Origin of the sequence: Halomonas sp. PBN3 (assembly GCF_000475415.1) — a bacterium.
GTDB lineage: Bacteria > Pseudomonadota > Gammaproteobacteria > Pseudomonadales > Halomonadaceae > Halomonas > Halomonas shengliensis.
In genome coordinates, this window is record NZ_AXCA01000163.1 from 27729 (window position 1) to 50201 (window position 22473).

General features: G+C 69.9%; 17 protein-coding genes. 6 read left to right on the forward strand and 11 right to left on the reverse strand.

Translation table 11 applies throughout. From position 1 onward, the window contains the following. Window positions 1-14 precede the first annotated feature (14 nt). A complete protein-coding gene (locus tag Q673_RS28875; protein ID WP_031218252.1) occupies window positions 15-869 on the forward strand; it encodes a universal stress protein in 855 nt (284 codons plus the stop codon). A gap of 137 nt (window positions 870-1006) precedes the next feature. On the opposite strand, the gene malG is transcribed toward Q673_RS28875, so the two are convergent. From malG to Q673_RS28920, 9 genes are all read right to left on the reverse strand, one after another. Then, window positions 1007-1897, reverse strand: coding sequence for a maltose ABC transporter permease MalG (gene malG / locus Q673_RS28880; protein WP_023006208.1), 891 nt, complete (start codon window positions 1895-1897; stop codon window positions 1007-1009). Window positions 1898-1912: 15 nt separating this feature from the next. Continuing rightward, window positions 1913-3502: a maltose ABC transporter permease MalF gene (gene malF / locus Q673_RS28885; RefSeq protein WP_023006209.1), complete on the reverse strand. Its 1590-nt coding sequence runs from the start codon at window positions 3500-3502 to the stop codon at window positions 1913-1915. A 76-nt stretch (window positions 3503-3578) separates the two neighbouring features. Next, entirely contained in the window at window positions 3579-4769 is a 1191-nt protein-coding gene (malE, locus tag Q673_RS28890; protein ID WP_023006210.1) for a maltose/maltodextrin ABC transporter substrate-binding protein MalE, read from the reverse strand. Window positions 4770-4971: 202 nt separating this feature from the next. Further along, on the reverse strand, window positions 4972-6024 hold the full coding sequence (locus Q673_RS28895; protein ID WP_023006212.1) for a LacI family DNA-binding transcriptional regulator: 1053 nt from the start codon (window positions 6022-6024) through the stop codon (window positions 4972-4974). A gap of 87 nt (window positions 6025-6111) precedes the next feature. After that, window positions 6112-7218: an ABC transporter ATP-binding protein gene (locus Q673_RS28900; protein ID WP_023006213.1), complete on the reverse strand. Its 1107-nt coding sequence runs from the start codon at window positions 7216-7218 to the stop codon at window positions 6112-6114. A gap of 66 nt (window positions 7219-7284) precedes the next feature. After that, entirely contained in the window at window positions 7285-8904 is a 1620-nt protein-coding gene (locus Q673_RS28905; RefSeq protein ID WP_023006214.1) for an alpha-glucosidase family protein, read from the reverse strand. A gap of 28 nt (window positions 8905-8932) precedes the next feature. Then, window positions 8933-9775 carry a carbohydrate ABC transporter permease gene (locus Q673_RS28910; protein WP_023006215.1) on the reverse strand — a complete coding sequence of 281 codons (843 nt, stop codon included), beginning with the start codon at window positions 9773-9775 and terminating at the stop codon, window positions 8933-8935. Further along, a complete protein-coding gene (locus Q673_RS28915) occupies window positions 9772-10752 on the reverse strand; it encodes a carbohydrate ABC transporter permease (RefSeq protein WP_023006216.1) in 981 nt (326 codons plus the stop codon). Before Q673_RS28915 ends, Q673_RS28910 begins: the two co-directional genes overlap by 4 nt. Before the next feature lie 14 nt (window positions 10753-10766). Continuing rightward, entirely contained in the window at window positions 10767-12047 is a 1281-nt protein-coding gene (locus Q673_RS28920) for an ABC transporter substrate-binding protein (protein ID WP_023006217.1), read from the reverse strand. Window positions 12048-12461: 414 nt separating this feature from the next. Between Q673_RS28920 and Q673_RS28925 the strand changes: the two genes are divergently transcribed. The 5 genes from Q673_RS28925 to Q673_RS28945 all read left to right on the forward strand — a co-directional run bounded on the left by Q673_RS28925 (window position 12462) and on the right by Q673_RS28945 (window position 20147). Continuing rightward, a complete protein-coding gene (locus Q673_RS28925) occupies window positions 12462-13946 on the forward strand; it encodes a carbohydrate porin (protein ID WP_023006218.1) in 1485 nt (494 codons plus the stop codon). A gap of 104 nt (window positions 13947-14050) precedes the next feature. Further along, the gene (gene malT / locus Q673_RS28930; protein ID WP_023006219.1) at window positions 14051-16738 is read left to right on the forward strand and encodes an HTH-type transcriptional regulator MalT; all 2688 of its coding nucleotides are present in this window, start codon (window positions 14051-14053) and stop codon (window positions 16736-16738) included. Between the two features lie 135 nt (window positions 16739-16873). Further along, window positions 16874-18532 carry an alpha-amylase family glycosyl hydrolase gene (locus Q673_RS28935; protein WP_152527111.1) on the forward strand — a complete coding sequence of 553 codons (1659 nt, stop codon included), beginning with the start codon at window positions 16874-16876 and terminating at the stop codon, window positions 18530-18532. Next, a complete protein-coding gene (gene ugpC, locus Q673_RS28940; RefSeq protein WP_023006221.1) occupies window positions 18520-19635 on the forward strand; it encodes a sn-glycerol-3-phosphate ABC transporter ATP-binding protein UgpC in 1116 nt (371 codons plus the stop codon). The genes Q673_RS28935 and ugpC overlap by 13 nt, the downstream gene beginning before the upstream one ends. Window positions 19636-19784: 149 nt before the next feature. Beyond that, complete coding sequence (locus Q673_RS28945) at window positions 19785-20147, forward strand: RidA family protein (protein WP_023006222.1); 363 nt, start codon at window positions 19785-19787, stop codon at window positions 20145-20147. A gap of 28 nt (window positions 20148-20175) precedes the next feature. On the opposite strand, the gene Q673_RS36740 is transcribed toward Q673_RS28945, so the two are convergent. Both Q673_RS36740 and Q673_RS28955 read right to left on the reverse strand, forming a co-directional pair. Next, window positions 20176-21699, reverse strand: a complete 1524-nt coding sequence (locus tag Q673_RS36740; protein ID WP_023006223.1) for an ABC transporter permease subunit — start codon at window positions 21697-21699, stop codon at window positions 20176-20178. Then, a complete protein-coding gene (locus Q673_RS28955) occupies window positions 21696-22469 on the reverse strand; it encodes an ATP-binding cassette domain-containing protein (protein WP_023006224.1) in 774 nt (257 codons plus the stop codon). The genes Q673_RS36740 and Q673_RS28955 overlap by 4 nt, the downstream gene beginning before the upstream one ends. Window positions 22470-22473: the final 4 nt, after the last annotated feature.

The window sequence follows — 22473 nt, forward strand, 5'->3', positions numbered from 1 at the left end:
ATCAGGACGAGACGATGACAGAACAGGTAATGGCCGCCATCGATGGCTCCAGGTTCTCGGAAGGGGTGTGCGACTACGCCGCTTGGGCCAGCCGGGCCCTCGAGGCCCCGCTGACCTTCCTGCACGTGGTGGACAACCATCCCCAGGTCGCCGAGGCCGACCTCTCCGGCAGCATCGGCTTGGGCGCCCGGGAGCACCTGCTGGAGGAGCTCTCCCAGCTCGACGAGCAGCGCGCCAAGGTGGCCCAGGAGCAGGGCCGGATGGTGCTCAAGGCCGCCAGGGAGCGAGCCATCGAGGACGGCGTGGCCGAGCCGGGTACCCGCCAGCGCAACGGCACCCTGGTGGAGACCCTGGAGGAGCTGGCCGACGAGATCCGCCTGCTGGTGGTGGGCAAGCGCGGCGAGACCGCCCACCAGGACAGCGGCCACCTGGGCTCCAACCTGGAGCGGGTGGTGCGCAGCCTGCACCGGCCGATCCTGATGGTGCCGCACACCTACCGGCGTCCCGAGCGGGTGATGCTGGCCTTCGACGGCAGCAAGACCACCCGCAAGGGGGTGGAGATGCTGGCCGCAAGCCCGCTCTTCGCGGGCATCCCGGTGCATGTGGTGATCGTCGGCGCCGAGACCGGCGACAACCGCTCCCAGCTCGACTGGGCGCTGAAGACCCTGCGCGACGCCGGCCACGCGGCCGAGGGCGCCATCCGCGCCGGCGAGGTGGAGGCGACCCTGCGCGGCTACCTGGAGGAGCACGGCATCGACCTGCTGGTGATGGGCGCCTACGGCCACTCGCGCATCCGCCACCTGCTGGTGGGCAGCACCACCACCGAGATGCTGCGCCGTGCGAAGGTGCCCGTGCTGCTGCTGCGCTGAGGCGACTCCCTCCCAGATTCGACCCGACGCCCCGGGCGCGAGAGCGCACGGGGCGTCGTCGCCTCCCACGCCTCGTCACGAGAAAACCCCGGCCAGGATGGCCGGGGGCGAGCAGCGCTTCGCTCAGGACGAGGAAACTAGCCTTTCACGCCGCCGGCGGTGAGCCCGCCGATGATCCAGCGCTGGCAGACCAGGAAGGCCACGGTGATGGGCAGGCCCGAGAGCACCGCGGCGGCGGCGAAGTTGCCCCAGCGCTGGTTGTGGTCGGCCAGGTACTGCTGGGCCCCCACGGCGAGCGTCAGCTTGTGCTCGTCGACCAGCAGCACCGAGGCCATGGGGTACTCCATGATGCTCATCACGAAGGCGAGGATGAAGACCACCATCAGGATCGGCACTGACAGCGGCAGCAGGATGTAGCGGAAGGCCTGCCAGGTGCTGGCGCCGTCGACCATGGCGGCCTCCTCCAGGGAACCGTCGATGGATTCGAAGTAGCCCTTGATGGTCCAGATGTGCAGGGCCACCGCCCCCAGCGAGGCGACGATCAGGGCGCCATGGGTGTTGATGCCCAGCCAGGGCACCAGCTGGCCCAGGCGATCGAACAGCGCATAGAGTGCCACCAGCGAGAGCACCGCCGGGAACATCTGGAAGATCAGCATGCCCTTGAGGATCGGCGCCTTGCCGCGGAAGCGCATGCGAGCGAAGGCGTAGGCGCTGGTGGTGGCGAGCGCCAGGATCAGCAGCGACGACACCAGCGCGACCTTCACCGAGTTCCACAGCCACAGCAGCACCGGGAAGGGGGGCTGGACCACGCTGCCGTCGGCCCGCTCCCAGGGGATGCCGAAGGCCAGGGCCCAGTGCTCCAGCGAGAAGCGCTCGGGAATCAGGCTGCCGCTGGCGAAGTTGCCCTCGCGGAAGGAGATCGAGATCACCAGCAGCAGCGGGAAGACGATCAGCGACACGAAGCCGAGCAGCGCCAGGTGGGCGGCAAGCCGCCGGGCACGGATCGAGCGGGGTTGAACCATGGCCATGACGGTATCTCCTTTTCAGACCTTGACCCTGGACAGCCGCAGGTTGAGCAGCGACAGGCCGGCCACCAGCAGGAAGATCAGGGTGGCGATGGCGGCGGCCAGGCCGAAGTTCTGGCCGGCATCCTGGAAGGCGATGCGGTAGGTGTAGCTGACCAGCAGGTCGGTGGTACCCGCCGGCGTGCTGGCGCCGAGGATGTCCGGGTTACCGCCGGTGAGCAGGGCGATCAGGACGAAGTTGTTGAAGTTGAAGGCGAAGGCGGCGATCAGCAGGGGCGTCAGTGGCCTGATGATCAGCGGCAGGGTGATCCGGAACAGGTTGGTGAGCGGACCGCCGCCGTCCACCGCCGAGGCCTCGAAGAGGTCCCGCGGGATCGACTGGATCAGCCCCATGCACAGCAGCAGCATGTAGGGGTAGCCGAGCCAGGTGTTGACCACCAGCAGCATCGTGCGGGCCAGCCAGGGGTCGGTGAACCACTCCGGGCGAATGCCGAACAGGCTGTCGAGGATCATGTTCACCTCGCCGAAGTGCTGGTTGAACATCCCCTTGAAGATCAGGATCGAGATGAAGGCGGGTACCGCGTAGGGCAGGATCAGCAGCGTGCGGTAGATCGCCTTGCCGCGCAGCTGATCCCACTGCAGCAGGGCGGCCAGCACGAAGCCCACCGCCAGGGTGAACAGCACGGTCAGCCCGGCGAAGGCGAAGGTCCAGACGAAGATCTGCAGGAAGGGGCCGCGGATGTCCGGGTCGGCGAAGATCCGGGTGTAGTTGTCCAGGCCGACCGCCACCGGCCACCCCGGGGTGACGCTCTCGCCGTCGTCGGTGACGAAGAAGCCGATCTGCTGGTCCGGGGTCAGCACCCGATCATCGCGACGATCATAGAGGCTGCCATCGTCCCGGGCCTCGTAGCGGTCGAGCATCGGGGCGAAATGGCGCAGCCCCGCCATGCGCAGCTCGAGGCCCTCGGGGGTGACCAGGCGCAGTCCCTGCAGGGCGCCGCGGGCGGCGATCACCTCGCGCATCGGCAACGGCTCGCCGCTGGGGGGGCGGTCTACCGCCTGCAGGCCCACCCGGCGCGGCTCGGGATTGTCCAGGTTGAGGGGCGGCGTGACGAAGCCCTGGCTCGCCTCGGGAAGGGCATCCTCGGGCGTCCGGTCGCCGCCGTGCAAATAGAGGCGGGCCCGTTCGCCGTCGCGGTAGAGGGCGAAATCGAAGGCGGCGCCCTCGGCCTGGAAGGTGCGCGAGAGCAGTTGATCGCGCACCCGCTCCTCGCTGAGCAGGTTGCTGGAGCTGTAGTTGCTGAAGCTGATACCGATGGTGTAGAGCAGCGGGAAGATCACGAAGACCCCGAGCCCCGCCACCGCGGGAAAGATGTAGCGGTGGCTCATCAGGCTGCGCTTGGTGAAGACCACCGCCAGCGAGCTGCCGAGCACCAGGAACAGCAGGGCGAACATCCACTGGCCGTTGAGATGGAAGGCCAGCACTAGCCACAGCAGGGAGACGACCAGGGCGGCGACCAGGGCACGGCCGGCCCAGCGGCCATAGCGTTCGGTGGGGTGGCGCGAGCGGTGCCGGGGCAGGCCGCGGGAAGCGTTGGTGGTGTACATGGGCATGACCTGTGAAACGAGCCTACAGGACCGCCGGCGGATAACCGCCGGCGGCGCGCGTGGCGTGGGGAAGTGCTTACTGGCGCATGCGGCGGGCGGCGGCGTCCAGCGCCTCCTGGGGCGACTGGCGACCGCTGCCGATGTTCTGCAGGGCCGGCTCCATGGCGGCCCAGAAGGCGCCCATCTCGGGGATGTTGGGCATCGGCAGGCCGATCTCCGCATTGGCCAGGGTGGCGGCGATATTGGGGTCCTCCGCCAGCTCCCGCTGGTAGGCTTCATGGGCCACCGCGCCCAGGGTGCCGTCGCCGTTGAAGGTACGCAGCCCCTCCTCGTCGAGCAGGTAGTTCTCGAGGAATTCGGTGGCCAGGAAGTCGTTGGGCGAGGCGGCGTTGATCATCGCCGTCATCACCCCGAACAGCGGTCGGGCACGCTCGTCGCCCACCCTGGGCAGCAGGGCCACGCCGTAGTCGATCCCGCTGCGCTCCAGGTTGCCCCAGGCCCAGGGCCCGCTGATCATGGTGGCCACCTCGCCGCGATTGAAGCGGGTATCCATCACGCTGTAGTCGGTGCCGCGGGGCACCACGTCCCGCTCGATCAGCTCGCGCAGCAGCTCGGCGCCCTGCAGGGCCCCCGCGTTGTTGACCCCGATGTCGCTGACGTCGAAGCCAGACTCGGTCTGGCGGAAGGGGTAGCCGCCGTTGGCCGCCAGCAGGGTCCAGCCGTAGTAGGGCTCGCTGTAGTCGAAGAGGATCGCCTTCCTGCCCTGCTCGGCCAGCTCGGCATCCAGCGCCATCAGTTCGGCGAAGCTCTCCGGGGCCTCGTCGACGAGCGCCTTGTTGTAGATCAGCCCCAGCGACTCCACGGAGATCGGGTAGCCGTAGGTCTCGCCGTTCCACAGGGTGGCGTCCCAGGTGAAGTCGAAGTAGCGGCCACGGAAGTCGTCGCTCGGGGAGAGCGGCATCAGCAGCCCGCTCTGGGCCCACTCGCCCAGGCGGTCATGGGCCCAGATCACGATATCCGGCCCCTGTCCGCTGCCCGCGGCCTGCTGGAAGCGGTCGGTGAGGTTGTCGGGATGGACGATCTCCACCTCGACCCCGGTGTCGGCGGTGAACCGGCGGCCGACCTCGCGGATGCCCTCCGGCCCCTTGCTGTCGCCCATCCAGACGGTCAGCTTGTCAGCATCGAAGGCCACGGCGGGCAGGGCGAGGCCGCTCCCCAGGGCGGCGGCCAGCAGCGGGAACAGGAAACCACGGCGTGATGGCGTCATGGGACTGGATCCTCCAGGCTGTTGTTGTGCGGTGGCGCCCCGGGTGGAGCGTCATGACGGAGGCGTCCAGCGTCGCCAATCCCCCGCTCGACGTCCTCCTCCCCGGGGGGGCGCAGGGGTGGCGTACGGGTGGGGCGTAGGGCACGGGGCGAAGGGGGAGAGGGCGAAGGAGAGGAGGCGCGGGGCGGCAGGCCCCGTCGGCTCAGGGGCAGCTGGCGCCGATCACCAGTTCGGTGGGCAGCAGGCTGGGCTCGGCCGGGGCGAGGCCGAGGATGATGCGGGCGGCGGTGCGGCCCTTCTCGGTGCTGTCCTGGCGGATCGTGGTGAGGCGAGGGGCCCGGTACTGCCCCTCGGCGATGCCGTCGAAGCCGGTAATCCGCAGGTCCCCGGGGATGCGCAGGCCGCGCTGCTCGGCCAGGGTGACGGCGGTCAGCGCGATGCGGTCGGACATGCAGAGCAGCAGGTCGGGGCGCTCGTCGTCTGGCGAGTCGAGGATCGCCTCGATCACCGGGGCGCACACCTCGAAGGTGTTCTCCTCGATGTTCCACATCGGCACCCTGGCCGGGTCGATCCCGTGCTCCGCCAGGGCGCGGTGGAAGGCGGTCAGGCGCGAGCGGGTGATGGTCTGATCGGCTCCCAGCAGGGCATGGGCCGGGGTGATGCGGCCGTTGCAGGGCTCGGCGGTGAGGCGCAGGTTGACGATGGCCGGCCGCCGCGGGGGCGTCCGCAGGGCGTGGCGGGCGATGGCGAGGCAGGCGGCCTCGTTGTCGACGTGGACGGTGGGGCGGCCGGCGATGTCGAAGTCCACCGAGACCAGCGAGGCCTGGGCAGGCAGCCGGCCGAGCAGCGAGGGGCTCGGCATCAGGCCGTAGACGATGAAGCCGTCGGCCATGCTCGCCGAGCCCGGGACCTGGCCCTGGGTCTGGCGCGAGGAGAGCAGCAGCAGGGTGTGGCCCTGGGCGTCGAGCACCTCGGCCACCCCCGAGAGGAACTCGCTCGCCACGGCGTCGTTGAGGCTGTAGGTGAGGCTCTCGGCGAGGATCACCGCGATGATCCGCGAGCGCCCGGTGCGCAGGCTGCGCGCCTTGGCATCGGGGCCGTGGTAGCCCAGTCGGCTGGCCTCGCAGAGGATGCGCTCGCGCAGGGCGGGCGAGAGCTGGTCCGGCCGGTTGAAGGCGTTGGAGACGGTGGCGGTGGAGACCCCGAGCTCACGGGCCAGGTCCTTCAAGGTGATGCGGCGCGTTGGTGCGGTCATGGCCTTCCCTGGTCGTTGGCGACCCGCTGACAAGGATACCGACCCTGGCCCGCGGGGGACAGGGCCGGTGCGTGCTCATGCGCCGCTTCAGGCCACGGCTCGGGCCCGGCTGGCCTTCAGGGCGCGATCGTTCGCATCGAACAGGTGCACGTGTTGCGGGTCCGGCACCAGCGCCACCCGCTGCCCCTCCTGCCAGCGGCTGGGCGCCTCGCTGCGATGGATCAGCAGGGTCTCGCCGGCCCTGGGCTCCAGGTAGACGTAGACCTCGTTGCCCAGGTACTCGACGTTGACGATCTCGAAGGCGTTGTCGCCGCTGGCCGCCTCCAGGCGCAGGTGCTCGGGGCGAACGCCCAGGGTCAGCGCCGTGCCGGCGGCATGCTCGCCCGCCGCCTGGGGCAGGCTCAGCTCGCCGATGCCCTCGACCTGCACCCGGCAGCCCGCCTCGGCCTGGCCGGCCAGGCTCGCCGGCATGAAGTTCATGGTCGGCGAGCCGATGAACCCCGCCACGAACTTCGTCGCCGGCCGCTGGTAGAGCTCGTGGGGGCTGCCCACCTGCTCGACGCGTCCGCCGTTGAGCACCACGATCTTGTCGGCCAGGGTCATGGCCTCCACCTGGTCGTGGGTGACATAGATCATGGTCGAGCCCAGGCGGTTGTGCAGCCGGGCGATCTCGTTACGCATCTGCACGCGCAGCGAAGCGTCCAGGTTGGAGAGCGGTTCGTCGAACAGCAGGATGCGCGGCTCGCGGGCCATGGCGCGACCCATGGCCACGCGCTGGCGCTGGCCGCCGGAGAGCGCCTTGGGCTTGCGGTCGAGCAGCTCCTCGAGCTGCAGGATGCGCGCCGTGGCCATCACGCGATCCTCCACCGTCTCCTGGCTGGCCTTGGCCAGCTTGAGGCCGAAGGCCATGTTCTCGTAGACGGTCATGTGCGGGTAGAGGGCGTAGGACTGGAACACCATGCCCACGCCGCGCTCCCGGGGCGGCAGCTCGTTGACCACCGTCTCGCCGATGCTGAGCGTGCCGTCGCTGATCGACTCCAGCCCGGCGATCAGCCGCAGCAGGGTCGACTTGCCGCAGCCGGAGGGGCCGACGAAGACCACGAACTCGCCGTCGCCGATATCCAGGTCCACGTCCTTGATGATATGGGTGCTGCCGAAGACCTTGTTGACCTTGTCGAGGGTGACGCTTGCCATGGGGTGTCTCCTTGCCGGCCCGGGGGTGGGGGCTCGTCCGGGCCGGCCTGTTGTTATGAGTGTGGCTCAGAGGGCGAACCAGGCGGCCTGGTAGGCCGGCAGCCGCAGGGTGTCGCCGTCGAGGGAGGCCGTGAACCCGTGTCCCTCCAGGGCGTGGTCGACCGCCAGCGGCAGCCGGGTCTCCCGGGCCTCGCCGGTCAGGTTGAAGACGCAGAGGAGCCGCTCGTCGCCCTTCTCGCGCCGGAAGCCGAGCAGGTCCTCGCCGATGTCGACCAGGGTGAGGTCGCCATCGACCAGCGCCGGGTGGGCGGTGCGGAACGCCAGCAGACGGCGGGTGGCGTTGAGCACCGACGCGCTGTCGTCCTCCTGCCGCGCCACCGAGAGGGGCAGGTGGCGCGCCTCCACCGGTAGCCAGGGCTCGACGTCCTCGGCGGTGAAACCGCCATTCCCGCTAGGCTCCCAGGGCATGGGGGTGCGGCAGCCGTCGCGACCCTTGAACTCCGGCCACAGCACCTTGCCGTAGGGATCCTGGAGGCGCTCGAAGGGCACCTCCGCCTCCGGCAGGCCCAGCTCCTCGCCCTGGTAGAGGCAGACGCTGCCGCGTAGCGAGAAGAGCATGGCCAGGGCCGCCTTGGGGTAGGCGAGCGGGTCCTCGTCCGCGCCCCAGCGCGTGGCGCTTCTCACCACGTCGTGGTTGGAGAGCGCCCAGCAGGGCCAGGCGTCGCCGGCCAGGCGCTGGAAGCGCTCGATCACTTCGCGTAGATAGGCCGCCGAGTGGGGCGTGTTGAGAAGGTCGAAGGTGTAGGCCATATGCAGCTTGTCGCCGCCCGCGGTGTACTCGGCCATGCGCTCCAGCGGATTGTCGTCGCCGATCTCGCCCACCGTGGTGGTCCCGGGGTACTCGTCCATCAGTGCGCGCAGCTCGCGCAGGAAATCGAGGTTCTCCGGGCGGCTCAGGTCGTAGACGTGGCGCTGCCAGGTGTAGGGGTTGGCCTCCGGGGCGCCCAGGGTCTTGGCCTCCCCCTCGGGGACCGGCGGGTTGTCACGCAGCTCGGCGTCGTGGAAGTAGAAGTTGACGGTGTCCAGGCGGAAGCCGTCCACCCCCAGCTCCAGCCAGAAGCGCATGTTGTCCAGCTGGGCGGCCCTCACCTCCGGGTGGTGGAAGTTGAGGTCCGGCTGGCTGCTCAGGAAGTTGTGCAGGTAGTACTGGCGCCGGCGCGGGTCGAAGGTCCAGGCCGGGCCGCCGAAGATCGACAGCCAGTTGTTGGGCGGTGTCCCGTCCGGCTTCGGGTCGGCCCACACGTACCAGTCGGCCTTGGCATTGTGGCGGTCGGCGCGGCTCTCCTGGAACCAGGGGTGCTGGTCGGAGGTGTGGCTGATCACCTGGTCGATCATCACCTTCAGGCCCAGCGAATGGGCCTTGGCCAGCAGCGCCTTGAAGTCGTCCAGGGTGCCGAACATCGGGTCCACGTCGCGGTAGTCGCTGACGTCGTAGCCGAAGTCCTTCATCGGCGAGGTGAAGAAGGGCGACAGCCAGATCCCGTCCACGTTGAGCGAGGCCACATAGTCGAGCTTCTCGGTGATACCGGCCAGGTCACCGATCCCATCACCATTGGCGTCCATGAAGCTGCGCGGGTAGATCTGGTAGATGACGCCGCCGCGCCACCAGAGGGTATTGTCTTGCATCTTGGATTCCGTGAATGACATGAGAGGCTTACCCCTTGACCGCGCCGGCGGTGAGGCCGGAGACGATACGCCGCTGGAAGATGATCACCAGCACCACCAGGGGCACGGTGACGATCACCGAGGCGGCCATGATCGGGCCCCAGGGCAGCTCGTAGGCGCTGCCGCCGGAGAGCAGGGCGATGGCCACCGGCACGGTGCGCTGGCTGTCAGTGAGGGTGAAGGTCAGGGCGAAGAGGAACTCGTTCCAGGCGGCGATAAAGGCCAGCAGCCCGGTGGTCGCCATGGCCGGCCACATCAGCGGCAGGAACACCTTGGTGATGGTCACCCAGGGGGTGGCCCCGTCCATGATCGCCGCCTCCTCCAGTTCCATGGGCAGCTGCTTCATGAAGGTGGTCAGTACCCAGACCGTGAAGGGCAGGGTGAAGATGGTGTAGCTGAGGATCAGGCCGCCCGGGTTGTTGTAGAGGTTGAGCGCGCGGATCACCTCGAAGAGCCCAGAGAGCACCGCCACCTGGGGGAACATGGAGACGCCGAGGATCACCAGCAGCACCGTGGAGCGGCCGCGGAAGCGGACCCGGCCCAGGGCGTAGGAGGCGGTGATGCCGAGCAGCAGGGCGATAAACACCACACTGGTGGCGACCAGGATCGAGTTGAAGATCGCCTGGATGAAGCTGCGCTGGGTGAATACCTGGACGTAGTTGGCCAGGCTCCAGGTACTGGGCCACAGCTCGACCCGGAAGAGGTCGCCGGACGGCTTGAAGGAGGTGATCACCGCGTAATAAAAGGGGAACACGGCGACGACCACCACCAGGGCCACCAGCCCCCAGAAGCCGACCCGTGCGGCGAGCTTGTTGAACCGGCGCGAGGTCATGCGTCACCTCCCAGGTTGAGTTGCTTGCGGCCCAGGTAGAGATAGGCGATGGTCGCCAGGGCGATGATCAGGAACAGCAGGGTCGAGGCGGCGCTGCCGTAGCCCACGTCCTGGAACTCGACGAGCTGCTGGCGGGCGTAGATCGACATGGACATGGTGCTGGTGGAGTTGGAGGTCAGCACGTAGATGACGTCGAACACCCGCAGGGCGTCGAGCAGGCGGAAGATCACCGCCACCATCAGCGCCGGGGTGATCAGCGGCAGGGTGACCTTGAAGAACACCTTGACCGGATGGATGCCGTCGACCTCGGCGGCCTCGTAGCAGTCCTTGGGCAGCATCTGCATGGCGGCCAGCGCCAGCAGGGCGACGAAGGGGGTGGTCTTCCAGACGTCGACCATGATCACCGCCCACATGGAGTAGCTGGCATCCGCCGTCCAGGCGATGGGGTCGGCGATGAGGCCCAGCGTCATCAGCAGCTCGTTGATGATCCCGAACTGGTCGTTGAGCATCCAGGCCCACATCTGCGCCGAGACGATGGTGGGGATCGCCCAGGGGATCAGCACCGCGGCGCGCACCAGGGTGCGGCCCTTGAACTCGGCGTTGAGGATCAGCGCGACGATCACCCCGAACACCACCTCCAGCGACACCGAGACGATGGCGAAGAAGAAGGTGTTCCACACCGAGCGCCACCAGACGGGGTCGGCGAGCACGCCGTACCAGCGGCCATCGTCCAGGACCAGATAGTTCTCCAGCCCGATGAAGAAGACGTTGCCGAGGTCCGACAGCGAGGCATCGGTGAAGCTGAAGTAGAAGGTGCGGATCAGCGGCCAGCCGGCCACCAGGGCCAGGGTCACCAGCATCGGCGCCAGGAAGGTCCAGGCGGCGCGCACCCGCTGGCGGCGTACCTTGGTGCTGCGGTACTGGCCGGAGAGGGGGCGCGCCGCGGCGGGCGCGCTGTCGTTGACGGTAGAGGTCATGGGAAGGCTCCCGGTTACCAGTTGCGGCGCTTGACGCGCGAGAGCTCGCGCTCGAGGTCGGCCACGGCCTGCTCGCCGCTGCGGCTGCCGGAGAGCACGTCATGGCTGGCGCTGAAGAAGGCGTTGCTGACCCGGCCGTAGGCGTCACCGGTCACCGCCGAGGGGCGAGCCACGGCGTTGACGAAGGTGTCGTAGAGCTCGCCGAAGAAGGGCACGGCCTCCAGCACCTCCTCGTCCTGGTAGAGGGCCTCGAGGGTCGGGTTGTAGGCGCCGGCGATGGCGCGACGCTTCTGCTCGTCATGCCCGGTCAGGAAGGCGACCAGGTCCACGGCCAGTTCGGGATTCTCGCTGTAGCGGGAGACCGCCAGGTTCCAGCCGCCCAGGCCCGCCGCGCTTCTGCTCTCGCCGCCATCGCCGCCCGCCGGCAGCTGGGTCACGCCGACCTTGTCGCGCACCTCGCTGCCCTCGCTCTGGGCCAGGGACCAGGCATAGGGCCAGTTGCGCATGAACACGGCATTGCCGCCCTGGAAGACCCCGCGGGCCTCCTCCTCGGTGTAGTTGAGGACCCCGTCGGGAGCGATGTCGCCGACCCAGCTGGCGGCCAGGTCCAGGGCGGCCGCAGCGCGGGGGTTGTTGATGCTGATCTCGCCGTCGGGCTCCACCACGGTGCCGCCACCGTGGCTCGCCACCCACTCCAGGGCGTTGACGGTCAGACCCTCGTAGGCCCGGCCCTGGAACACGAAGCCGTGCATGCGCTCGTTGCCGGCCTCGCGCTCGGCCGCCTTGATCTCGCGGGCGATCTCGGTGAGCTCGGCCCAGGTCGCGGGTGCCTCGAAGCCGTACTTCTCGAGCAGGTCCTTGCGGTAGTAGAGCACCCCGGCATCGGTGAACCAGGGCATCGCCACCAGGCGGCCATCGACGGTGTTGTTCTCGACGATCGCGCGGAAGTGTCCCTTGCCGGCCTCGTCACCCAGCGCCTCGCGCAGGTCGAGCAGGTGGTTGGCGAGCAGGCCCGGCCAGACCACGTCGATCTGCATCACGTCGATGTCGCTGGAGTTGGCGGAGAGGATCTGCTGGTAGAGCGACAGGCGCTCGGTGGAGGAGTTGGGGGTGGAGACGATATCGACCTCGTGGCCGGTCTTTTCCTCCCAGGCGCGCACGCCCTCCTCGCAGAGGGTCAGCTCGGCGCCGACGGCGCCACAGGAGATGGTCAGGTCCGCCGCCTGGGCGTGGCCGGTGCCGGCCAGCACGGCGGAACCCAGGGCGATGGCGGTGATGAGAGGCGTCTTGAGCATGGGATAATCCTCGTCGGCTTGTTGTTGTGGGGGCTTGCGAGCGGTGAATGGCGTGTCTTAAACGATTAAGTTCGTGGCGACAGTTAAGACCATGGCCCTGGCTCCATCAACCTAGACTTTTGTCGAAGCCTGGCCGCGCGGCCTGGCGGTCCGGCGTGAGCGCCTGCTTACCTCGCCGGCGAAGGGGAGTGAGGGTCTGGTTAAGAGGCCTTCGGCAGGGAGGCGCTGCATTAGACATTGGTCGCGTTCTTCGCTCATGACGTTGAGGGGGGTGGGCTTAAACGATTAAGTTTCGATTGGCTTGTCCAGCCGCCTCCCCCGACTCCCGCCGCGTCGGGCATGTCATGGGACTGAATCGATACAGACCGGGGCCGGCATGGGCGACAGTCCACAACAACAAGGGATGACACCACCATGAACACCGTCATGTTCAAGACCCCCCTCGCCATTGCCATCACCGCCGCCGGCGTGGCGCTGAGTGGCGCCGCCAGCGCCGACAACCACGGGCTGGAGCAGCGCCTGGCCGAGCTCGAGGCGCGTATCGCCGCCGCCGAGCAGCGAGCCGATGCCGCCGAGCAGCGCGCCGAGATCGCCGAAGCCGAGGCCCAGGGGCGGCTCTCCGCCGACGAGGTCGAGGCACGACTGGCCAGGGTCGAGCGCCAGGCCAGCGGCGAGGAGGGCTTCTCCTTCAACGTCTATGCCCGCTCCGGGCTGCTGCTGGGCGAGGATGGCAAGAGCCTGCCGGGCGGGCCCTACGTGACCCCCGCCGGTCCGCTGGGTGGCGCTGTGGGTCGGCTGGGCAACGAGGGGGATACCTATGTCGAGGGCATCTTCAACTACCGGATGCGCTACGACAACGGCGCCCGGGCCCACTACCGGATGATGCTCGCCGACTCGGTCAGCACCAGCAACGACTGGACCGCCGAGGAATCGAACCTCAACGTGCGCCAGGTCTATGCCGAGTTCAGCGACCTGCCGAGCTTCACCGGCGTCTTCGAGAACGCCTCGATCTGGGCCGGCAAGCGCTTCGATCGCGACAACTTCGACATCCACTGGATCGACAGCGACTTCATCTTCCTGGCCGGCACCGGCGCGGGTATCTACGACATGCAGCTGGCCGACAGCTGGACCTCCAACCTGTCGCTCTACGGTCGCAGCTTCAGCGACTTCGACATCATCGGCAGCGAGGACCCGGGCAGCACCGACAGTCTGACCCTCACCTCCAACAACTATGTGGGCAACTGGCAGTTCATGGTCAGCGGCCTCTCCGCCGCCGACAACGACGAACGCGACATCGAGGCGGGCCAGACGGCCGCCGACAGCGGCTTCCACACCATGGTGGCCTACCACGGCGACAGCTTCTTCGGCCTTGCCGAGGGCAACTTCAAGGCGGCGCTGATCCATGGCCAGGGCCTGGGCGCCGAGGCCAAGGTGCTGGGCGCCGACGGCAGCCTCACCGATGACGCCCAGGCGACCCGCCTCGGCCTCTACGGCACCACCTACCTGGCGCCGCGCTGGCGCGTGGCCCCCTCGATCCTCGCGGAGACCAGCCGGGATCGTTACGTGCAGGGCGACAAGTACAACTGGGCGGGCCTCAACGTGCGCCTGGCCAACGAGCTGACCGAGAACTTCGAGATGCAGTACGAGGCCAGCTACCAGTATATGGACCTCGACCAGGGCGCCGGCGGCAACGCCGTGAAGGGAGACTTCGGCAAGTTCACCCTTGCCCCGACCTTCAAGCCCCAGGTGGGTGGCTTCTGGCAGCGCCCGGAGGTCCGCCTCTTTGCCTCCTACACTGACTGGAGCGAGGAGCTGAACGAGTACGGCGGCAGCTTCGGCGAAGACGGCTTCACCGGGGGCCAGTGGAGCTTCGGCGTCCAGACCGAAGTTTGGTTCTGATGGCAGGGGCCCGGCGCCGGCCGGGCCCAGTCGGCTGTTTCGATCCTTGCCCGCGGCCCTGGCCGCGGGCTTTTCGCAGGCCCATCTGATGCCAGGGAGCCGTCATGACGCTGATCCCGAACAAGCTGGCGCCCCCGGCGCTGCCCCTGTCGCTGGTGGCGCGTTCGCGCCTCAACGATCACTTCGTGCTCGACGAGCGGGTCCGCCTGCTGGTGGTCGAGGCGCCTCCCGGCTATGGCAAGAGTACCCTGGTGGCCGAGCGCCTGCCCGCCCTGGAACAGCGTGCCGCCTGGCTGAGGCTGGACAGCCGTGATGACGTGCCGCGGCGTTTCGCCGAGGGCTTCCGGGCCATGCTCGGCGAGCTCGGTGACGCCCCCCTCGCGCCGCTCGAGGAGGGCGCCGCCCTGGACGATGCCATGGAGGCCTGGCTTGCCGCGCTGCCCGCCGTGGCGGCGCCGGCACGGCTGGTGCTCGATGGCTTCGAGCACCTCACCGAGCCCGCGATCCTCGCCGCCCTGGTGACCTGGCTGCGCCACCAGCCGCCCTGGCTGACCCTCACCGTGATCTCTCGCCGCCGCCCGGCCCTGGGGCTGCCGGCGCTGCGGCTGCGCGGCGAACTGGAGGAGATCGGCATGGCCGAGCTGGCCTTCGACCTGGAGGAAGCCCAGACCCTGTGTGCCGAACAGCTGAGCTTCCCGCCGACCCGGGTCAGCCTGGAGCGCGCCCTGCGCCGCACCGGCGGCTGGGTCATGGCGCTCGACTGGCTGATCCAGCGGACCACCACCCGGGCGGGATTCGACCGCCTGGTGGACCGGCTCGATGGCCCGCATCCCGACTTCGTCGCCTGGTTCGATGACCTGATCGATGTCGGCGACCGCGAGCTGCTGCTGCAGCTGGGCGTGCTGGAGCGCTTCTCGCCACCCCTGGTGGCGAGGCTGCTGGAGGGGGATGGCCTCTCCCAGCGGCTCGAGGCCCTGGAGCAGGCCGGCCTGTTCCTGGAGCGTCCCGACCCCGATGATCACTGGCTGCGCCTGCATCCGCTGTTCGCCCGCTACCTGTGCTTTCGTCGCCATGAGCTGAGCCTGTCGCGCCAGCGGGCGCTCCACCGGCGCGCTGGTGAGGCGTGGCTGTCGCTGGGCGAGCCGGCGCTGGCCCTGGCCCAGCTCATCGAGGCCGACGACCCGGAGGCCCTGGCCGCCCAGGTCGAGGCACAGGGGCCCTCCCTGCTGGCTGGGGGGCACTTCTCGCTGCTGGCGCGTGCCCTGGACCGGCTGGGCGATACGCGCCTGGCCGCCGCGCCGAAACTGGCCCTGCTGCAGGGCTGGGTCTCCCATGCCCAGTACCAGTTCGGGCGTACCCGGCGAGTCATCGACTGGATCGAGGCCCAGCTCGAGGCGCCCGAGTGGCAGGCGCTGGCCGCCGAGTTCGCGACCCTGCGCGCCCAGCTGGCCATCAACGAGGGGAACGCCGAGCGCGCTGCCCCGCTGGCCGAGCAGGCGCTGGCGCTGCCGGCGCGCTACCTGGCGGCCACGCCCGCCTCGGCGGCGGCGATACGCGCCGAGGCGCGATTCGTCCAGGGCCACCTCGAGGCCTCGCTCGGGGAGGTGGCCGAGGTGGAGCGCGAGGCCACCCGCATCGGCGACGACCGGCTGCTGCTCTGGTCGCTCTGTCACCAGTCGGAGACCCTGGTCGCCCAGGGTCGGCTGCAGGCCGCCCATGACGTCCAGGAGCGCGCTCTGGCGCATCTCGAGCGCAGCGGCCTGGATCGGCTGCCGGTGGCGGAGTTCCTCTACCGCATCCGCAGCCAGCTGCTGTGGGAGTGGCAGCGCCTGGACGAGTCGGAGCAGGCGGCGCTGGCCGGGATCGCGGTACTCGACCGGCAGGGCAAGCGCTGGACCCTGCAGTGCCACGTCAGCCTCGCCAAGCTCGCGCTCTCCCGCGGCGACCAGGCCCAGTGCGCCGACCACGTGCGGCGCCTGCGCCAGATCCTGGCCGAGGGCGACTACCATGCCGACTGGCAGGCCAATGCCCATGCCACCCTGCTGGCCTGGTGGCAGGCCAACGGTGACCTGGACGCCGTGGCACGCTGGTGGCAGGAGGCGCCCCCCGGCGATCCCGAGGCGGCCACCAACCACTTCGCCCAGTGCAACCTGCGCAACCATGCCCGGGCGCTGACCCTGCTCGGCCGCCATGACGAGGCCGCCGGGCTGCTAGAGGCGCTGCAGCGCCGGGCCGAGTCGCTGGGGCTGGTCACCGACACCAATCGCAACCGGCTCTGCCTGGCGGCCCTGGCCTGGCAGCGCGGGGGGCGTGAGGAGGGCCTCGAGCACCTGCGCGAGGCCCTGGTCCTGGCCACCCGCACGGGACTGACGGGGAGCTTCCTGAGGCTGGGATCGGCCCTGCCCGAGATGCTCACCGAGCTGCTCGCCGGGGACGGGCTGGAGCTGCTGGCTCGCCGCCATGCCGAGCGGCTGCTCGAGCTGGCCCGGCGCCAGCGCGACTTCACCAGCGCGGTGCGGCTGATGCTCGACGAGTCGGTGATCGCCGATATCGTCGCGCGCCCCGACGTTCCCGAGCTGATCCGGGTCTCGCCGTTGACCCGGCGCGAGTGGCAGATCCTCGGGCTGATCCATGCCGGCCTCTCCAACGAACAGATCGCCGACCAGCTGTCGGTGGCGCCCACCACGGTCAAGACGCATATCCGCAGCCTCTACCAGAAGCAGGGCATCCGTCGCCGCGAGGAGGCCGTGGCGCTGGCCGCCGACCTGCTCTCGCGCATTCAGGGGGAGTAACCTCCGCCCCCCGACTACGCCGCCCCCTCCGTCCCCGGGAGGATGTCCGCCTGGCCGCTGCGGCGCACCATGAGCCTGACCCTTGCCATGGCCGGGTTCCGGCGCGTGGCCCACGCATGATGGAGGACAGGACGCATGACACGGATTATGGGTCGGCAGGGCGCCGACTGGTGGCGCGGCGCGGTGATCTACCAGATCTACCCGCGCAGTTTCCAGGACACCAACGGCGACGGCATCGGCGACCTCAAGGGCGTCATCGAGCGCCTCGACTATATCGCCTCCCTGAATGTCGACGCCATCTGGCTGTCGCCCTTCTTCACCTCGCCGATGAAGGACTTCGGCTACGACATCAGCGACTACCGCGGCGTCGACCCCATGTTCGGCAGCCTCGAGGACTTCGACCGCCTGGTGGAGGCGGCCCATGCCCGGGGCCTACGCGTGACCATCGACCAGGTGCTCTCCCACACCTCGGACCAGCACCCCTGGTTCGCCGAGAGCCGCGCCAGCCGCGACAATCCCAAGGCCGACTGGTACGTCTGGGCCGATGCCCGTCCCGACGGCGCGCCGCCCACCAACTGGCAGTCGGTATTCGGCGGCAGCGCCTGGCAGTGGGACACCCGCCGCTGCCAGTACTACCTGCACAACTTCCTGGTCGAGCAGCCGGACCTCAACTTCCGCAACCCGGCGGTGGTGGAGGCGATCCTCGGCGAGGTGCGCTTCTGGCTGGAGCGCGGCGTGGACGGTTTCCGCCTCGATGCCGTCAACTTCTGCACCCATGGCGAGTTGAAAGACAACCCGCCCCGGAAGGAGATCGTCGAGGGCTTTATCGGGGTACGGCCGGACAACCCCTACGGCTTCCAGCTCCACCACCACGACAAGACCCAGCCGGAGAACCTGGCCTTCCTGGAGAAGCTGCGCGCCCTGCTCGACGAGTACCCGGGCACCACCAGCGTCGGTGAGGTGGGCGACGACGACTCCCTCGGCGTGATGGCGGCGTACACCCAGGGCGGCAAGCGCCTGCACATGGCCTACTCCTTCGACCTGCTGGGGGAGCGCCATGACCCGGCCTTCCTGCGTGATACCCTCACCGAGATGGAGGCGCGCATCGGCGACGGCTGGCCCTGCTGGGCGCTGGGCAACCACGACGTGACCCGCTTGGCGAGCCGCTGGAACGCCGAAGGGGATGCGGCGAAGCTGCGCCTCTACCTGGCCTTCCTGCTCACCCAGCGCGGCAGCGTCTGCCTCTACCAGGGCGAGGAGCTGGGCCTGCCGGAGGCGTCCCTGACCTTCGAGCAGCTCGTCGACCCCGCCGGCATCACCTTCTGGCCGGCCTACAAGGGCCGCGACGGTTGCCGCACGCCCCTGCCCTGGGCGTCCCGGGCCGAGCAGGCCGGCTTCTCTGGCGGCGCGCCCTGGCTGCCGATTCCCGAGGCCCACCGGGCCCTGGCGGTGGATCGCCAGGAGGCGGACCCCGAGGCCCTGCTCCACGCCACCCGCGCCTTGCTGGCCTTCCGTCGCGGCCAGCCGGCGCTGGTCAAGGGTGAGGTGCACTATCACCCGATTCGTGACGAGGTGCTCTGCCTGGAACGCCACTACCAGGGCCAGCGCCTGCTGGTGGCCCTGAACTTCAGTGACCAGGCCCGCGAGCTGCCGGCGCCCCGGGCGGCCCAGGCGCTGGACGCCGCCCCCGAGCTGGTCAACGGCACCTGGACCAACGGGCGGCTGCGCCTGCCCCCCTACGGCATCGCCATCGCCAGTTGTTCGACAGAGGAGGATCAGGCATGGGACGTTTGACGCTCAGCGGTATCGGCAAATCCTACGACGGGGTCGAGATCTCCCGGGACATCGACCTGACCATCGAGGATGGCGAGTTCGTGGTCTTCGTCGGCCCCTCCGGCTGCGGCAAGTCGACCCTGCTGCGCATGATCGCCGGGCTCGAGGAGATCACCCGGGGGGAGATGTGCCTGGACGGGGAACGCATCAACGAGGTGCCGCCCCAGGAGCGGGACATCGGCATGGTCTTCCAGTCCTATGCCCTCTACCCGCATATGACGGTGGCCGAGAACATGGCCTTCGGCCTCAAGCTGGCGCGCACCGACAAGGCGGAGATCCGCCGCCGGGTGGAACACGCCGCCGAGATGCTGCACCTCTCCACGCTGCTGGAGCGCAAGCCCAAGGACCTCTCCGGGGGCCAGCGCCAGCGGGTGGCCATCGGCCGGACCCTGGTCAAGGAGCCGGCGGTGTTCCTGTTCGACGAGCCGCTCTCCAACCTGGATGCGGCCCTGCGGGTGGACATGCGGGTGCAGATCGCCGAGCTGCACAAGCGGCTCGAGGCCACCATGATCTACGTCACCCACGACCAGGTGGAGGCGATGACCCTGGCCGACCGCATCGTGCTGCTCTCCCGGGGGCGCATCGCCCAGGTCGGTCCGCCGCTGTCGCTCTACCACTTCCCCCGGACCCGGGAGGTGGCCGAGTTCATCGGCTCGCCGCGCATCAATACCCTGGAGGTGGAGGTGGTCGAGCCGGGCCGGCAGCACACGACCGTGCGCCTGCCCGGCGGCGAGCCGCTGCGGGTGGCGGTGGATGGCCGGGGGCTCGAGCCCGGCGGGCGGGCGACCCTGGGGGTGCGTGCCGAGGACTTCGTGGCCCCCGAGCAGGCCGAGGCGACCCTGTCGGCCCGGCTGACGGTGGCCGAGAAGCTGGGCTACGAGACCCTGGCCCACCTGAGGGTGGCGGGCGTCGAGGGAACCCTGACCCGGCGGCTGGATGGCCTGACCGCCCTAGAGGATGGCCAGGCGGTGCCCCTGGGGCTTGTCGGAGAGCGCTGCCACCTGTTCGGCCCGGACGGCGCGGCCTGTCCGCGCCAGGTGGAGATCCCCGGCGTCAGCCACTAGGGCGGTGGTGCACGGCTGGTGGATCAGCGACATGGCCCGCCGCATAGCGTGCGGCACGGCATCGACGCCGGCCATGCCTTCCGGGATACTCACCCTGCTGCCGGACCATGGCAGCGAGAGAATTCCTCCCACCAGGAGCATGAAGTCCCATGACCATCATCCGTCACGACACCAAGGCGCGCATGAGCCGCGCCGTGATCCACAACGGCATCGCCTACCTGTGCGGCCAGGTGGCCGGCCCCGAGGCGCGCCACGGCGACATCACCGCCCAGACCGAGAGCATGCTCGCCCGCGTCGACGCCCTGCTCGAGGAGGTCGGCAGCGACCGCGAGCACCTGCTCACCGCGACCCTCTACCTGAAGGACGGCCACGACTTCGCCGCCATGAACGCGGTGTGGGACGCCTGGGTACCCAGCGGCCATGCCCCGGCGCGCACCTGCGTCTGCGCCCCCATGCCCGCCGACGAGCTCAGGGTGGAGGTCACCGTCACCGCCGCCGTGAAGGGCGACTGAGCCCCGGTGCATCGCCGCTCCTGTGCCCTCAGCGGGCGCAGGGGTCGTCCAGCAGGGCGCCCTCGCGCGGCCTAAGCCGCCGCGAGAGGGCGTCGACCACGATATTGAGCCCGGCGGTGACCAGCAGCAGGAAGAAGGCGACGTCGAACATCAGGTACTCGAAGCTCCCCTCGATATAGAACCCCAGCGTCGCCACCCCCAGCATCCCCAGGATCGCCGTCTCGCGCAGGATCACCTCGGCGCGGTAGTAGAGCAGTGCCAGCAGCCCCGGGTAGAGCCGCGGCAGCAGTTCGTAGGCGTAGCGGCCCGAGGCCGGCAGCCCCGGCATGCCGGGGGAGAGGCCGTCGGCGTGGCGCGCCACCAGGAAGGCGATCAGCGCGCCGTTGTGCAGCGCCAGGGCGAGCCAAGCGGGCAGCAGCGAGGGGCCCAGCAGCAGCAGGAAGAGGAAGGCCAGCATCAGCTCCGGGGTCGAGCGCAGCACGATCAAGAGGCCCCTGCCGGCGAGGCGTGTCACGGGATTGCCGAAGTGGCGGCAGGCCAGCGGCCATAGCGCCAGGGCCACCGCCAGCGCCCCCACGGTGCCCAGCAGCCCCAGCAGCAGGGTGTTGCCGATGGCCGGGGCCAGCTCCGGGATGTCGGCGAACCATGCGGCCAGGCCCGCCCCATCGCCGGCGAGCAGCGCCGCCGGCCAGATGTCCTGGGAGACGAAGCGCCACAGCAGGCCGCCGTCCACCTCGGGCCAGGGGCCCAGCAGCCAGGCGCCGCCCAGCAGCAGCAGCGGGATCAGCCGCTTGTGGCTCCACCAAGGCAGGGCGGCGATCAGCAGGTAGAAGAGCCACAGCAGGGCGCCGGCCTCATGGTAGCGCCCCTCGCGGAAGGCGGTCTCGAGGTGGAAGCCCAGGGTCGGCAGCCCCACGAAGCCGAGCAGCACGCTGGCGCGCAGCCCGCACTCGAAGCGGTAGCGGGCGTAGGCGACCAGCTGGGTCCAGGCCAGCGGCAGTTCCACGTAGAAGAAGCGCGACAGCCGCCCGCTGCCCGGCGGCAGGGCGTCGCCCGGGGCGCGCGGCACCTGCTCGAGGATCTCGGCGTAGACCTTGGCGAAGATGCCCGCATAGGGGATCGCCAGCGCCGCCAGGGCGGTGAGCGCCGAGAGCCCGAACACCTGCAGGAAGAGCAGCGCCCAGAACAGCTCGTGGATGGCGCGCACGAAGGCGCAACCGGCGCGCACCAGGCGCGAGCGGGCGAACAGCAGCGCCAGCGGTATGCCCAGCACCACCCCGGCCAGGGTGCCCCACAGCGCCACCGCCACGGTGAGGCCGATGGCGGTGAGCGGCGACTCCAGCGAGCCCCAGGCGGGCCAGGCCAGGCCCAGCGCCATGCGGCCCAGTTCCGCCCAGGGATCGCGGGTGTGGATTGCCAGGTCGGCGAAGGGCGCCAGCAGCACCGCCAGGGCCACCAGCCCCAGGGTGTGGCGGGCGAGGCGCAGCCCGGGGGTGGCGCCGCGCCACCAGTGGCGGCCGTGCCCCTGGCGTTCGGCAAGGGAGTGGCTCATGGGCGGGCCCGCGAGCAGGGTAGTGCCTCCGGGCCAGGCGCGGGGGAGGGAGCGGGCTCGGCGTGGGCCGTGTCGGGCGCGGCGTCGGGGTAGAGGGCGTCGAGGTCCGCCAGGCTCAGGTCGGCCGCCGGGGCGTCCAGCACCAGGCGCCCGTCGCGCAGCCCCCAGACGCGGTCGAAGCGCGACAGCGCCAGCTCGCGCTGGTGCAGCGCCACCACGGCGGTGGCGTGGCGGGCGTCGATCAGGTCGAGCAGCCGCCACGCCTGGTGGGGGTCGACGCTGGCCACCGGCTCGTCACCCAAGAAGATTGGCCGCCCCTGGTAGAGGGCGCGGCCGATGGCCACCCGCTGGCGCTGGCCGCCGGAGAGTTGCGCCACCGGGCGGCGTTCCAGTCCTGCCAGGCCGAGCAGGGCACACAGCTCGCCCACCTCCTGCCAGGGGCCGCGCAGCGGGCGCACCAGGTTCCAGAGGTTGGCCAGCGCCGGGCGCTCGGGCAGCCGCCCCATGAAGATGTTGTGGTAGACGGCGAGTTGGGGCACCAGGCCGTGGTGCTGGGGGCACCAGGCGGCCTCGCGCCCCAGGCGGGCACGCAGGGCGGCGAGCAGGGTCGACTTGCCGGCGCCGCTCTGGCCGAGCAGCGCCACCCGCTCCCCCGGGTAGAGGCTGAGGGAGAGCCCTGGCAGCACCACGTGGTCGGCGTGGCCGAGGTCCTCCCCCGCCAGGCACAGAAGCGGCCGGCGGGATGCGGCCCGGCGTTGCTCGCTCTCCATGGCG